The organism is Catenuloplanes atrovinosus, from assembly GCF_031458235.1.
Taxonomy (GTDB): Bacteria; Actinomycetota; Actinomycetes; order Mycobacteriales; family Micromonosporaceae; genus Catenuloplanes; species Catenuloplanes atrovinosus.
The window spans coordinates 5,823,216-5,836,892 of record NZ_JAVDYB010000001.1; the positions used below are offsets into that span (position 1 = coordinate 5,823,216).

General features: G+C 68.1%; 17 protein-coding genes and 1 tRNA gene. 12 read left to right on the forward strand and 6 right to left on the reverse strand.

The features are described from left to right. Positions 1-766: 766 nt before the first annotated feature. From J2S41_RS25710 to J2S41_RS25720, 3 genes are read left to right on the forward strand one after another with little or no spacing between them, the layout of a single operon-like run. Complete coding sequence (locus tag J2S41_RS25710) at positions 767-1,117, forward strand: GntR family transcriptional regulator (protein WP_310371251.1); 351 nt, start codon at positions 767-769, stop codon at positions 1,115-1,117. A gap of 48 nt (positions 1,118-1,165) precedes the next feature. After that, on the forward strand, positions 1,166-1,852 hold the full coding sequence (locus J2S41_RS25715) for an NUDIX domain-containing protein (RefSeq protein WP_310371253.1): 687 nt from the start codon (positions 1,166-1,168) through the stop codon (positions 1,850-1,852). Next, positions 1,849-2,253, forward strand: coding sequence for an NUDIX hydrolase (locus J2S41_RS25720; protein WP_310371255.1), 405 nt, complete (start codon positions 1,849-1,851; stop codon positions 2,251-2,253). Before J2S41_RS25715 ends, J2S41_RS25720 begins: the two co-directional genes overlap by 4 nt. Positions 2,254-2,263: 10 nt before the next feature. Here the strand turns inward: J2S41_RS25720 and J2S41_RS25725 are convergent, their stop codons facing one another. The 3 genes from J2S41_RS25725 to J2S41_RS25735 form a co-directional block, all read right to left on the reverse strand. Continuing rightward, positions 2,264-2,578, reverse strand: a complete 315-nt coding sequence (locus tag J2S41_RS25725) for a hypothetical protein (protein WP_310371256.1) — start codon at positions 2,576-2,578, stop codon at positions 2,264-2,266. Next, positions 2,578-3,072 carry a nucleoside-diphosphate kinase gene (locus J2S41_RS25730; RefSeq protein ID WP_310371258.1) on the reverse strand — a complete coding sequence of 165 codons (495 nt, stop codon included), beginning with the start codon at positions 3,070-3,072 and terminating at the stop codon, positions 2,578-2,580. The genes J2S41_RS25725 and J2S41_RS25730 overlap by 1 nt, the downstream gene beginning before the upstream one ends. A gap of 79 nt (positions 3,073-3,151) precedes the next feature. After that, positions 3,152-3,943, reverse strand: coding sequence for a GntR family transcriptional regulator (locus J2S41_RS25735; protein ID WP_310371259.1), 792 nt, complete (start codon positions 3,941-3,943; stop codon positions 3,152-3,154). A gap of 509 nt (positions 3,944-4,452) precedes the next feature. On the opposite strand from J2S41_RS25735, the gene J2S41_RS25740 reads away from it, so the two are divergent. The 3 genes from J2S41_RS25740 (at position 4,453) to J2S41_RS25750 (ending at position 6,022) form a co-directional block, all read left to right on the forward strand. Beyond that, positions 4,453-4,740, forward strand: coding sequence for a hypothetical protein (locus tag J2S41_RS25740; protein WP_310371261.1), 288 nt, complete (start codon positions 4,453-4,455; stop codon positions 4,738-4,740). 53 nt (positions 4,741-4,793) lie between these two features. Beyond that, positions 4,794-5,387, forward strand: a complete 594-nt coding sequence (locus tag J2S41_RS25745; RefSeq protein WP_310371262.1) for a hypothetical protein — start codon at positions 4,794-4,796, stop codon at positions 5,385-5,387. Positions 5,388-5,824: 437 nt separating this feature from the next. After that, positions 5,825-6,022, forward strand: a complete 198-nt coding sequence (locus J2S41_RS25750; protein ID WP_310371264.1) for a hypothetical protein — start codon at positions 5,825-5,827, stop codon at positions 6,020-6,022. Between the two features lie 274 nt (positions 6,023-6,296). Here J2S41_RS25750 and J2S41_RS25755 read toward each other — a convergent pair whose 3' ends face one another. Then, on the reverse strand, positions 6,297-6,533 hold the full coding sequence (locus J2S41_RS25755; protein WP_310371265.1) for a helix-turn-helix transcriptional regulator: 237 nt from the start codon (positions 6,531-6,533) through the stop codon (positions 6,297-6,299). Positions 6,534-6,729: 196 nt separating this feature from the next. On the opposite strand from J2S41_RS25755, the gene J2S41_RS25760 reads away from it, so the two are divergent. The 6 genes from J2S41_RS25760 (at position 6,730) to J2S41_RS25785 (ending at position 12,966) form a co-directional block, all read left to right on the forward strand. Continuing rightward, the gene (locus J2S41_RS25760) at positions 6,730-7,287 is read left to right on the forward strand and encodes a DUF6284 family protein (RefSeq protein ID WP_310371267.1); all 558 of its coding nucleotides are present in this window, start codon (positions 6,730-6,732) and stop codon (positions 7,285-7,287) included. Beyond that, positions 7,284-8,036 (forward strand): DUF2637 domain-containing protein, encoded by a 753-nt coding sequence (locus J2S41_RS25765; RefSeq protein WP_310371269.1) that lies wholly within the window; start codon positions 7,284-7,286, stop codon positions 8,034-8,036. The genes J2S41_RS25760 and J2S41_RS25765 overlap by 4 nt, the downstream gene beginning before the upstream one ends. A gap of 14 nt (positions 8,037-8,050) precedes the next feature. Further along, positions 8,051-8,395 carry a hypothetical protein gene (locus J2S41_RS25770; protein ID WP_310371272.1) on the forward strand — a complete coding sequence of 115 codons (345 nt, stop codon included), beginning with the start codon at positions 8,051-8,053 and terminating at the stop codon, positions 8,393-8,395. A 96-nt stretch (positions 8,396-8,491) separates the two neighbouring features. After that, complete coding sequence (locus J2S41_RS25775) at positions 8,492-10,582, forward strand: ATP-binding protein (RefSeq protein ID WP_310371273.1); 2,091 nt, start codon at positions 8,492-8,494, stop codon at positions 10,580-10,582. A gap of 664 nt (positions 10,583-11,246) precedes the next feature. After that, entirely contained in the window at positions 11,247-11,654 is a 408-nt protein-coding gene (locus J2S41_RS25780; RefSeq protein ID WP_310371275.1) for a helix-turn-helix domain-containing protein, read from the forward strand. A gap of 13 nt (positions 11,655-11,667) precedes the next feature. Next, positions 11,668-12,966, forward strand: a complete 1,299-nt coding sequence (locus tag J2S41_RS25785; RefSeq protein WP_310371277.1) for a tyrosine-type recombinase/integrase — start codon at positions 11,668-11,670, stop codon at positions 12,964-12,966. Positions 12,967-13,051: 85 nt separating this feature from the next. On the opposite strand, the gene J2S41_RS25790 is transcribed toward J2S41_RS25785, so the two are convergent. Then, positions 13,052-13,123 (reverse strand) — tRNA-Val (locus tag J2S41_RS25790). Between the two features lie 31 nt (positions 13,124-13,154). Then, a complete protein-coding gene (locus tag J2S41_RS25795; protein WP_310371279.1) occupies positions 13,155-13,616 on the reverse strand; it encodes a peroxiredoxin in 462 nt (153 codons plus the stop codon). Positions 13,617-13,677 lie beyond the last annotated feature (61 nt).

A 13,677-nucleotide genomic window follows, 5' to 3' on the forward strand; every position in this document is an offset into this window, starting at 1 on the left:
TGTTGACTGGACACCTGAATAAATGCTCGGGGTTAGACGCCGTCCGCGGACTTTCCCTGCGCCACTGCCGAACTCGAATCATGCAGCCCATTAGTCAAATGGTCGGAGTAGACTCCAAGGGAACCACCAGTTGGGTATAAAACCTATCGCCCATATGGCGAACCAAACGAGAATCGAGAGTATAATCGCCGCACTTCTCCGTCGCTGTTTTCGACTCATTTTCCTTATCTGCGGGGCCAAACTCGCAGGATCACCCATCAATGAAAACACGCCATAAAATGTGCCACACAGCGCAACTAAGCTGGCGTTGTTTCCAAGCGCCTTATTATGAGATATGCTCATCACTGCTAGCGCCAGACTTAACACTACTGCCAATAGGCCATAAAAGTATGGCGCTACTACCCACTCCCGACGCTCATCTGAGTCACTTGCGGGTCTAAATTTCGCCTCGACAACGATCGCAACAATGAGCGCCGCGTCCACTTCGGCAAGGGTTCCCGCTGCGTCTACGTTCACCGAACAAGGTTCCTTGACTCTACGTCACATGTCAATATTTGATAGCTTGAAGTGAAGCAGCGGTACACACCCTTCCGGCAAGTCCGCCTGCCCGCACGGCGATAGCCGGGCGAAAAGCACGCGAATGCTCCCTACTTCACGGCGCTCCCCTAGCTAGGGCCATCGCAGCTCCTCGCTTGCATTGCAGCGGCATATACGTCTAGACGCATACGCGCCTCGTCGCCCCGATGTTGACACCTACCGTGATGTTGTGATCACACCGGATCGCGAAGGTGCCGCGTATCGGCAGCTCGCCACTGTGCTGCGTAACCGCATCCGCTCCGGCGATCTACATCCTGGTCATCGAATCCCGTCCGAGAAGGATCTCCACGACGAGTTCGGCTTGGCGCGGGAGACGATTCGCCGCGCACTTGCCGTGCTGCGACAAGAAGGGCTTATCGAGGTTCGGCACGGACACGGCACGTTCGTGGCCGAGCCGCCGTCGACGGTAGAGCTAAAGCCGGGCGACAGCGTAACGGCGGTCGGGGCCATAACGGTGACCCGCTTGTCCGGTGAGATCGAGACATATCCGGTCGGCACCACACTCACGGTCATCGAGTGAGCTGACGATGATGTCCCAACTCACGCTAGTGGCTAGCCGGGAACTCGTATGAGCCAGCCTGCGCGGCATACCGTCATCGACGAGTGGACCGGGCGCCACGCGTGCGCGCTCCAAGCCGCTTTTCGGATGTCGCAGGATGAGATGGCGGCGCTGATCGGCGTCGCGAAGCGAACGATCGCGGCCTGGCATGAGCGGCCCGAGGTCCGCATCCGCCCGGAACTACAGCGGGCGCTCGACACGGCATACGAGCGTTCTGCCGAGTCCGTGAAGATCCGGTTCGCGCGGCAGCTCAACGCCGAGGATCGCGCCGACGTTGAGGCGGCCGGCAGCGCAGCACCGCTCACGGTGGCGATAGCTGTCGTCGTCAACGGGGCGCGGGTGCTTCTCGTGTGTCGGCGCGAAGACGACCCGAACGGCATTACCTGGCAGTTTCCCGCGGGGATCGTCAAGCCCGGCGCGAAGCCGCGCACGGTGGCAGTCCGAGAGACGCTGGCCGAGACCGGCATTCACTGCACGGTCATGCGACCGCTGGGGAGCCGCATACATCCGGTCACCGGCGTGTTCGCCGAGTATTTCCTCTGCTCTTACCTGACGGGTGAGGTCGCCAACCGCGACACGGACGAGAACATCGATGCCGTCTGGATTCCCCGTCAGCGTCTCGGCGAGTTCGTGCCCGCCGACCGGGTCTTTCCTCCCGTGATTCAAGCCCTGGAAGACCTGGAAGCGGAGCCATGACTCAAACCGACGAACGCCCTGCCATCGCCGCCGCCATCATCGTTGACGAGGGGCGGGTGCTCATGGTCCGCCGGAAGGTCAAGGAGGGGTCGCTCTCCTGGCAGTTCCCCGCCGGCGAGGTCGAGCCGGGCGAGACCAACGAGCAGGCCGCAGCCCGCGAGGCGGAGGAAGAGACGGGCGTGACCGTGCGCCCCACGCAACTGCTCGGCGAGCGCATCCACCCCAACACGGGCCGGCTCATGCTCTACGTCGCCTGCGAGGTGGTCAGCGGCACCGCGCGCGTCGCCGACGAAGAGGAACTGGCGGAGGTGGCGTGGTGCGACCGCGCCACCCTCGCCGAATACGTGCCGTACCCACTGTTCGAGCCGGTGCAAGAACACCTCAACGGCGTCTTGCGCTGACGAATCCGCCTTACGCGGCGTCGAGCAGATCCGCGAGCCGGGACCGGACTACGCCCTCGTGGAAGTAGTCCGGCATCGGCACTCCGCCGATGGTCTGCCGGTCGGAGGTGACCTCGTCGAGCGACCGCGCCGGCATCGCCTTGGCGAGCTGGAGGCACGCGTTCGCGTACTTGCGTGCCTCCTCCGTCTCGCCGTTCTCCCGGAGGCGGACGGCAAGCGCGTACGCGTACTCGGCGGAGGCCCGGTCCTCCTGGTAGAGGCGCTCCTCCTCGTACTGCTGGCGCAGTTCCTCGATCGACGGCTTCGGCTCCGAGTCGTCAAGCATCAGAACAGGAACCTCTCGGCAACGGTCTGGTAGTCGAACAGCTCCGACTTGTCGAACCACAGGTCCACCTCGTAGGCGGCCTCTTCGACGTTGCCGGAGGCGTGGATCAGGTTCGCCGCGACGGTGCCCTTCTCCTCGGTGTACGCCTTCGACGTGTGCGCGAAGTCGCCGCGGATGGTGCCGGGGGGCGCCTGGTTCGGGAAGGTGCTGCCGACCATGCGGCGGACGTTCGCGACGGCCTCGACGCCCTCGAAGACGTACGCGATGACCGGGCCGGTCTGCATGAAGTTCGCGGTCACGTCGAAGACCGACTTGCCGAACCGCTCCTCCAGGTCGAAGTAGTGGCGCTTGGCGAGGTCGGCGTCCATCTGCACCATCTTGGTGCCGACGACCTTCAGGCCGGCCTCCTCGAACCGCTGCAAGATCTTGCCGACCAGTCCACGCGCGACCGCGTCGGGCTTGAGCAGTACGAGAGTCCGTTCCAGAGCCGCCATGCCTACCTCCAGTTTCACATTCTTCGTGGGACTACAGCTTGCACTATCGGCCTGTGCGCCCGGTCGGCCACCTGCGACATCAGCTCTCCGGGGTGAGGTCGATCCAGTAGTCCAGCTCGACGCGGTCGGAGGGAATGACGATGTCGGTCGCGACCTCGACGACGCGCTCGCCGGCGTACGTCTGCCTGGTGATCGTCACGACCGGCGTACCCGATGGAATGCGCAGTGCCTCGGTCTCCTCGCGGACCGGCATCCGGGCACGCACCCGCTCACGGATGCCGGTGATGACGATCCCGAGGCTGTAGAGCTGAGCGGTATTGCCGCCGGGCCACGGCTCGTTCGCCGGGTCGGCGACCGGTGTCCCCGCCACGTCCGCGAGAAGCAGACAAGACACAGACATTTGCTGCGGTACGCCGTGGGCGCGGAAGACGAAGCGCCGCTCCAGGAGCATGGTGCCGGGCTCGACGCCGAACAGCTCGGCGCGCGCCGACGAGGCCGGGACCTCAGCGAACTCCCTATCGAGGGTGTAGTCCGACCACTGCACCGCCTGGTCCGCGGTGAACGAGGTCTCCGGCCTGGCGGCACCGCGGATCTGGTCGAGTTCACGGCGGTAGCGATCTGAGCCCAGCCGGCGGACCGGCATGACGGGCCGGGCGTAGGTGCCGCGCCCCTGCTCGGTGACGGCGAGCCCTTCGGCGCGGAGAAGGCCGATCGCCTCGCGGACGGTGCCGCGCGAGACGCCGAACTCGTCCATCAGCGCGGCCTCGCTGGGCAGCAGCGACCCGGCGGGTATGGCGCCGGCGAGCATCCGGCGGCGTAGCTCATCGGCCACGGTGCGGTATCGCGGCCGGTCGGGGTGCGGGCTAGACACGTCGGCCACCCTACGCCGCTCCAGAACTCGTACAGATGAGACAAGCGAACCACACGTCTAGACGACTCGTCTAGACAGGTGTACGTTCGGTCCCGCAGCCAGCACCTCGGTGTTTCTAGGGCTAGACGCATCGGTGCTGGCTGCCCGCAGACCGGTACGGCGGTACTCGACCCGTAGCGGGTGCCGTCGTGCCGCCGGGTCTGAGTAAGGCGCCGTACCACCGAAGCCGCGCCGGGATGGATCGGCTGAGTGGGACCTCAGCAGCGAACGCACAGCCGCTCATGCATGTCGTCAAGACCTTTGGAGGTCGCGATGCGTCCGTGGAAGCGCATCAAGTGGTTCTTCAACCCGCACGATCCCGCCGAGCCCATCAAGGTCGTCTCTCGCGCGGTTCGGGTTCCGGTCCGCGGTCACAGCGACCCCGCGTGGAACGCCCCGACGACGCGCCACGAGGCGTTTCGCCTGACGCCGGGCCAGCGAGCGCGGGGTCACGGCGGCCGGTGGCCGTCATGAACGCGGAGCCGACCGCACCGCGGTGCCGCCCGGACATCGTGCCGGGCACTGTGCTCGACCTCGCTCCCATGGACCATCGCGGTGACGGCGGCCGGCTGACCATCCGCGTGACGGAAATCGGCGAGGAATACCAGCTATTGCCCACGCTCGAATGGCTGCGGGTCAAAGGCGTGGTGGTGCGGCCTGACGGCGTGCCCGGCGACGAGACGAGCGCCTGGATTCGCACCGCGGCGCTGGCCGACGCCGTCCGGCCTACCGGCTGGCTACCACCGCCGGACCAGTGAGTGCCCGCAGCGCCATGCGTTGCCTGAGTGCTCAGTCAGAAGGGAGGAGGCAAGTGGAAGAAAAACGTAAACACCCAAGCTGGTGCAGTGACGAGCTGGGGGAGGTCGGCGAGCGCAAGTCGCACATGGTCGTGGTCCATCCGGATGCCCCCGACGATGCGACCGTACGGGCCTGGCTGACTCGGATGGACGGAAGCGACACGGGGCCTGCGATCGTCACGATCGAGGTCGAGGACATCGAGATGCGCGCTAGGCGCGTGCTGACCACCGGCCTGACGCGGGTATTCATCAATGCCCTGGTGGACCTGCGCAGGATGCGGAGGGCCGGAGAGCGCCGCGCCATGGCCGACGGACATCCCGCGTGGTGCAGCCGACTGGAGAAGGCGGGTGAGCCTCACCGATCGCGGGAGGTTAAGGCGACCGAGAAACGCAACGATGACGTCATCCGCGTCTGGCTCGCGCAGGGCGCAAGCCAAGAGATCGCAGCGCCGATGGCGTACGTCGGGATGAGGACTGACGGCGTACTGCTGGAGTGGCCGCCGCTGACCCGGTCTCAGCATCACGCTTTGACGCGCAGACTCTCCCACCTCCTGGATCAGCTCCACACGGCCGGCCCGGGAACGCTCGCACTGCCGCGATCCACGTAGTCGCCCAGTCGCTCTTTCGCGCGCCACAGCCGCGATCGGACGTGGGTGCGCCGCACTCCCTGGCTCGCAAACCTGGGATCTCAGCGGCGCATCCAGCCCCGGTGTGCCGCCGCCTGACAACCGGCACCGCAGGCGGCGGCACACCCCGACCAGCCTTTATCGCCGTGACCGAGAACTCGAACGCTGACAGCCAGCTCCACACCGCATCTGCACGCTGGCGGCCTGTTCCACCCCGGATTGTGCATCGACCGGCAGCGAAGCATCGGGCACGCAAAGCCGGTCCGAGAGGCCGACCCTCTCCCTCCACGGCACCACCGTGCGTCTTCGGCGATACCCGAATCGAGTGATGCTGCTGTGTCACCGCGCGGACGCCGGTCCGATTTCGCATGGCTCCAGCAGCTCCCCAGGTGTGCGGCCCGGCACGCTACGGTGGATCGATGTCTGAGTCCAAGCACATCGCCGCCGTCTATTTCAGCGCAAGCACCCCGGGCGCTTTGTTCGCGAAGGCCGCAGAGTGGTGCAACGCGAACGACGGCAGATACGAGATCGAAGCTGTCCAATTTGAGGAGAATATCCACGGCGTCGCGCCCGACGAACGTTACGACCTCTCGCTGTACTTCGAGCCCAGAAAGTAAGCAATAGACGCCGCAACGGCTACGGACTCGGGCCGTGGAGCCTCCAGGGATCGCCTTTGCTGTGGGGGGCGCTTCTTGGGGGTGATCCGGTAGACCGGCCGGGCGAGTCTGCGTCACACCGACAGAACGCTCCTTCCCTTCCGAAGCGACATGCGTCATCACTGCATCAACGATGCATCGATGATGTGCGCTGCCTTCATCGGCGGCGCGCGATGTCTCCGGTTGACTGGATGTCAGCGGAGGAACGCTTCGGAGGGAGGTTGAGCACCATGAATCAGTCGGACGGAACCGACCCGCGGCGCGGGCGGGATGCCTGCCAGGCGCGGACGACCGTAGGGCGCCAGGCGGGCGAGCGACCGAACATGCGGTCCGCGGCGGGAGCCTGACCACGGGAGACGTAAGCGGCCCAGGTGGCGCGGCTGATCGGCGCGCCGGCTGATCGCAGGTACGCGAGTACGTCTTCGGTCGTCCACCAGTCGGCGGGCAGGTCGTTGTCCGTCGTCTCGGCCATCACGGGCGAGCCTACGCGAGTCTCGCCGCGAGCTGCTCGCTCGCATTCCCAGGGTCTGCGCCGCGTGAGCGGGTAGGCAATCGTCGATTGACCAATACAACGTCAAGCTGTAGCGTCCGCGGCATCGAATACAACGCCACGTTGTATTCGTGGTGCGGTGCCGTTCCATCGACTTCGTCTGAGAGGAACCACGTTCATGAGCACCAGCAAGCAGCGCTTCGACCCGGACGAGCCGGGGCCGGCGGCGGAGAGCCTGAACGCGATCGAGCGGGAGTGGCCGCTGATCCAGGCCGAGATGGAACTCGTCGCGGCGGAGATCCGGGTGTTGACGGCGGAGCCGTCGCCGTCCGCGAACGAGTGGCGCCGGCTGCGGCTCGCCGAGCGCCGGGTGCTGCACGAGGCGGCCGTTCTGGTCGCCCGGCTGACCGAGTCGTCCGGCCGGGCGGCGTGCCACCGCAGGTCCACGCGGACCTCACTGACCTTGCCCGGCCACGGGCTTTCGTGGCATCGAACCGGATTGGAGGCTCCGATGAGTCTCGGAATCTTCTCCCTCATCCTGCTCGGGCTGCTCGCGGTGCTCGTCACCGATCGCAGGACGCGTGGTCGGATCGTGTGTGCGGCGCTGTGCGCGTTCATGCTCGGCCTGGTCGTCGCCGGGTCGAACGGGGTGCTGACGAAACCGGCGCATGCGCTGGTCGACGGTGTCCGGTCGGGCATGACCGCGATCGGGAACTCGCTGGGTGGTAGCGAGTGACGTACAACCAGTTGGTCCGGCTGCGGTGGGGCGTGCGGGGCGCGCTGGCGCTCGGCGTCGCGACTTCAGTCGCGGCGAACGTCCTGCACGCCGAGCCGAACCCGATCTCGCAGGCCATCGCGGCGTGGCCGCCGCTCGCGCTGCTGCTCACCGTCGAGCTGATCTCCCGGGTGCCGGTGCATCGGCGCGGGCTCGCGGTGGTGCGCATGGCGGCGACGGCCCTGATCGCGGGGATCGCGGCGTGGGTGTCGTACTGGCACATGGCGGGTGTCGCGGCCCGCTACGGCGAGGACGGCGCGGCGCCGTACCTGATCCCGATCTCGGTTGACGGGCTGGTCGTCGTCGCGTCCGTCTGCCTGGTCGAACTCTCCGGCCGCATCCAAGCGGCCACGGCACCTCTCCCCGAAGCCGCGTCACCACCCGAGGAAAGTCCGGCACCAGCCCCGGAAAAGACGGACACAACAACGGACACGAGCCCGGACATCGGTACGGCGTTCGCGCCGGATGCGGGCGAGGAGCCGCAGCCCGAAACCGTCGGCGACAGCGACGACGAAAGTCCGGACACCGCGCACCGGCCGGAGCCCGCCGTGGTTCGGAAGCCGAAGCGCAAGCGGGACACCGCGTCCGCGGTCGCCCGGCTGCGCGAGCGCCATCCCGACATGAGTGCGGTCGAGATCGCGCGGCGGGTCGGGGTCACCGATCGGACGGTGCGCCGGCATCTGCGTACCCCCGTGATCGAAGCCGCATGAAGGAGACCTCTCGGATGAGTGCGACCGCACGACACCTCGCCTTCGCGCTCGAAGCGCTGGGCGAGACCACGAACGACGTCGCGGAGTTCCTGGCCGCAGGCGGATGGACCGGTCTTCGCAGCGACGGGCGGGCCTGCCCGATCGCGATCTACCTCAGCAGCGTCGTGCCGAACATCAGCGACGTGTACGTCACGCCGTACGAGCTGGTGGTCGTCACGGGTGACGGCGAGGAGATCGACACCGCGTTGCCGGTCGGGCCGTCCGACTTCGTGTCGGCGTTCGACGACGGCGCGTACGACGATCTCGCGGCCGTGATCACGGATGAGTTCGGCGAGGTTACCGACGACCTCGAACGGTAGCTCCGCCCGGGGCGCGGCCATTCGGCCTCGCAAACCTCCGGCCGCGCCCCGGCCTCCTCGTCAGCCCTCGAAGAGACCTCTGCGGAGGAGACCATCATGACAAGCCCAGATGACTTCGATTGGGCTCGGCACGAAGCCGAGCTGACCGGCGGGCCGCCGCCGGTCGATACGCCGGAAGCGCTGGCGCCGCAGCGATGGAGCGCGGCCGGTCTGCGGGCGGCGAAGCGCCGGCCGATCATCCCGGCGTGGGCGCGGTCCCGCACGGAACTGAAGATCCAGGCGCGGTGGGTGGTCGCGTACTACACCCACGTCTGGGCCTACCACCTGACGCGCAGCCCGAAGTACGCGGCGAAACTCGTCGTCCGGGCGCCGCGCGGCGCGGTCCGGCTCGTCGCCGGCACGGCCCGGTGGGTGGCCGACGCGGAGGGCGCTCCGGTGCGGGCGGCGGCGGTGCGCCGGGAGAATGCGGAGGAGTACCTGAAGCTGTCCCGGCAGCGGGACGCGCGGGTACGGCTCCGGACCGCGTTACTGGTCGCGTTCGTAGTCGGCGGGACGGCTACGGCCGGGCTGCTGGTGGTCGCCGGGACGGAAGCCGCCTGGTATGCGGTGCTCGTCGCCGTGGTGGCGGTGCTCGGCGTGGCGGGCACGCCGGCGGACCGGCCGCTCGTCGACACCGCGGTCTCGACGACGCGGGCGCCGAACCTCACCTCCGATGTGGTCCTCTCCGCGCTCGGCGCGATCGGTGTCGCGGGCATCAATCAGGCGATCTCCCGTCGTGGGCTTCAGGACGCGATCCGGTTCGCGGAGCCGATCAGCCGGGACGGTCCCGGATGGCGCGCCGTCGTCGATCTGCCGCCGGGGGTCACGGTTGACCAGGTCGTGGAGAAGCGGAAGGAGCTGGCGTCCGCGCTGAGCCGGCCGCTCGGGTGCGTGTGGCCGGAGGGCAACGTTGAAGTGCACCCGGGCCGGCTGGTGCTGTGGGTCGGAGACGAGGATCTGTCGAAGGCCGAGCAGCCGGCGTGGCCGCTGCTGAAGGATGGGACGGCGAGCCTGTTCCGGCCGGTGCCTTTCGGAACCGACCAGCGAGGGCAGCCGGTCGGGGTGACGCTGATGTTCGCCTCGATGGTGATCGGGTCGATTCCGCGGATGGGCAAGACGGTGGCCGCGCGGCTGCTGTTGCTCGCGGCGGCGCTCGACGTGCTCGCGGAGATCCACGCGTACGACCTGAAGGGCATGGGAGACCTGGCCCCGGTCGAGCCGGTCTGCCATCGCTACCGCGCCGGGTCCGATGACGACGATGTCGCGTATGGGCTGGCGGACATGCGGGAGCTGTCGGCGGAGCTGGCGCGGCGGGCGCGGGTCCTGCGGGAGTTGCCGCGGGAGCTGTGCCCCGAATCGAAGATCACGCCGGAGCTGGCCGCGCGCACGGCGTACCGGCTGCATCCGATCTTGATCGTGGTGGACGAACCCCAACGGTGGTTCGAGCACTCCGAGTATGGCGAGGAACTGCGGGAGATCGCGGAGGACCTGGTCCGGCGCGGGCCGGCGGCGGGGATCATCGCGGTGTTCGCCACGCAGCGGCCCGACGCGAAGTCGCTGCCCACAGGGATCTCGGGCAACGCGGTGCTGCGGTTCTGCCTCAAGGTCATGGGGCAGATGGAGAACGACATGGTGCTCGGGACCAGCGCGTATCGCAACGGCCTGCGGGCGACCATGTTCAGCCGGCGCGACCTCGGGATCGGGTATCTCGCCGGGGAAGGCGACGAGCCGCAGATCACCCGGACCTACAACGTCGACGGGCCGGCGGCCGAGGTGGTGGTGCGGCGGGCGCGGGCGCTGCGGGAGAACGCGGGGCGGATCACCGGGCACGCGCTCGGCGAGGAGTTCGCGCCGGCGGCCGTCGCCTCCGTCTCGGTGCTCGACGACATCGCGGCCGTGGTGCTGAGCGGCGAGACGAAAGTCTGGTGCGAGACCGTCGCGGCGCGGCTGGCGCAGTTGCGGCCGGATGCCTACGCGGGCTGGGACAGCGAACAGGTGACGGTGGCGCTCAAGCCGTACCGGGTCAAGGTCCGCCAGGTCTGGGGGACCGACCGAAGCACCGGGCTCGGCGCGAACCGGCGCGGGTTCGAGAGAGCGCAGCTCCTCGCGGCCATCGCGGAACGTAACCGGCGACGAGACGCCGGATAGGCCGCTTGTGGTGCTAGGTCTAGTACCCGCGGGCCGCTAGACCTAGCACCTCCGCTAGCAGGCTCTAACCCCATCTACCAGGACGCTAGCAACCTAGCGGCTCTCCCCTCGCACGCCCTGAAACCGGCAACGGAGGCGCTCGTGCACCCCTCTCACCTGCTAGAGACCCTGCTCTGCACAATCCCTGTCCTCGTCACCATCGGTTACTTCGGCTTCTGCCGGATCAGCCCGTTCGGGCGGTGTCGTGTCTGCCGGGGCACCGGCCGGGCGCGGCGCCAGTACGGCCGAGTCAGCCGGGCGTGCCGGCGGTGCGACGGCACCGGGCTCCGCGTGCGGACCGGCACCCGCGCGATCAACCGAGCCGCGCGGCTCTACCGCGACGGCGCGAGCTGAGCGGGCGGCCCGTCATGGCGAAGCACCAACGAGCGCTCCGCATCGACCTGGGCGACGGGCTTGGGCTCGTCGAGCTGCGCCGGGGCACCGACGAAGACGGCGGGACATGTGCGGAGATCCGCTTACGAATCCCGCTCGCCGACAGCAAAGCCGCCGCGCGGCGGCAGCTGATCGCGCTTCTTCCCCACCTTCGACACCTTGCAGCCGACGTGGCCGCGCGCCGGCGGCCCGCACCACGGCATTAATCCGCAACCTTGAAAGGACTTTCGCGGTGAACGGAACGACCGTACGGGCGGTGCTCACCGCTACCGAACGGGGCTGGCCCGTCTTTCTGCTCGGCCGGTCGAAGCGACCGACCGCCAACTACCCAGGCTGTTACGAAGGCAGCGACTCCTCAGACCGGGAGGCCGTAACCGTGCGAACGACCAAGCTGCCCCACTCCATCTCTGCGTTCGACCACCAGGAGGAGCGCGTGCATGTCGCCGACGACCGAGTCGTGCTGACCGTCGAGGAAGCGGCCCAGCGGCTCGGCATCGGTCGAACCACCATGTACGCGCTCGTGATGAACGGCGAAATCCGCTCCGTCACGATCGGCCGGCTCCGCCGCGTCCCCGTCCGCTGTCTCGCCGAGTACGTCGATCACCTGCTCGACACCGACCCACCCCACACCGCGGCCTGAAAGGGGTGCCAGCATGGGAAAGCGCAAGCCGAACGGCGCATCCAGCATCTATCAGGGCAGCGACGGATCGTGGCACGGCCGCGTCACGGTCGGGGTGAAGGACGACGGCAAGCCCGATCGCCGGCACGTCCGGGGCAGGACCGAGGCCGAGGTCACGAAGAAGGTTCGGCAGTTGGAGCGGGACCGGGACCAGGGCACGGTTCGCACGGCCGGGCAGCGCTACACGATCGGCTCCTGGTTGGCGCACTGGGTCGAGACGATCGCGGCGCCATCGGTCCGCCCGACCACGCTCGCCGGCTACCGTACCGCCGTCTATCGGCACCTCATCCCCGGTCTGGGGGCTCATCGGATCGAGCGATTGTCGCCGGAGCACGTGGAGAAGCTGTACGCCAAGCTTCGCCGCGACGGACACGCTCCCGGCACCGTCCACCACATCCACCGCACGCTGAGGACGGCGCTCAACGTCGCGGTACGCCGTGGCCATCTCAACCGCAACGCCGCGTCGCTCGCGAAGGCTCCACGGCTCGATGAGCACGAGATCGAGCCGTTCACCGTCGAGGAGGCGCAACGCCTGCTCGCTGTGGCCGCGACGCGTCGGAACGGCGTTCGCTTCGCCTTGGCGCTCGCGCTGGGCCTCCGCAAGGGTGAGGCGCTGGGCCTCAAGTGGCGCCGAATCGACCTGGAGCGCGGACTGCTTCGTACACCGAAGCAGCTCCAGCGGCACCGATGGGAGCACGGTTGCGGCGATCCTCGGGCTTGTGGCGCGGCGCGCCACAAGCGGGAGCCCTGCCCGAAGGACTGTCGCCGGCATCAGCGGGCGTGCCCTCCCCCGTGCCCGCCGACCTGCACCCGGCACGCGAGTAGTTGCCCGGATCGACACGGCGGGGGCCTCCGAGAGGTCGACGTGAAGTCCCGCGCCGGCCGCCGGGGTGTGGGTATCCCGGCGCCGCTGATCAAGGCGCTGAGGGAGCACCGGGAGGCACAGAAGAAAGAACGCGAGAAGGCGGCGGATCTCTGGGAGGAAGGCGACTGGGTATTCACCCAGGAGAACGGCCGCCCGATTGATCCCCGTGCCGATCACGACGCTTGGAAGGCACTACTGAAGGAGGCCGGTATGCGGGACGCGCGGCTGCACGATGCCCGGCACACGGCGGCGACGATGCTGCTCGTGCTCGGCGTGCCGGTGCGGGCCGTCATGGAGATCATGGGCTGGTCGCAGATGTCGATGAGCACGCGGTACCAGCACCTCACGCCACAGCTCATCGACGGCGTCGCCGGACAGGTGGCCGGCCTGCTCTGGGCACCGGAATGAGACCACCGGGTCACAACTGAGACCAGAAATGAGACCGGGCGGGTCGCGACGATTGTCGCGGCCCGCCCTTGTGCTGGTCAGCCGGTGGGCGCAGCAGGGATCGAACCTGCGACCCTTCGCTTGTAAGGCGAATGCTCTCCCGCTGAGCTATGCGCCCGGAACTTGCGTCAGCCTACCCTGCAAGTGGGTCAGAGGCGGAGTGAGGCCAGGGCCGCGCGCCAGGCGGATTGGTCGCGGGGGCGGGCGCGGTCTTGGAGTTCGGCGAAGCGGACGGTGCCGGTGGGGTCGATGATGAAGGTGCCGCGTTCGGCGGTGCCGCGTTGTTCGTCCAGGACGCCGTAGGTGCGGGCGACCTGGCCGTGCGGCCAGAAGTCGGCGAGCAGGGGGAAGGTGAAGCCCTCACGGTCGGCCCAGACGCGGTGGCTGAAGATCGAGTCGACGCTGACGGTCAGGACCTGAACGGTGTCGTTCTGGTACTCGTCCAGCCGGGACTGTAGTTCGTGGAACTCGCCCTGGCAGGTGTTGGTGAACGCCAGCGGGTAGAAGACCAGCAGGACCGCCCGGCCGCCGCGGTACGACGAGAGCCCGATCTCCTGGTTGTTCTGGTCGCGGAGCAGGAAGTCGGGTGCCGTCTCCCCCACCTGGATCACGGCCGCCGACCTCCCGTCGCTGGACATGCTGAGCCGCGGCGGCACGGGCCCGGTGCCGCCG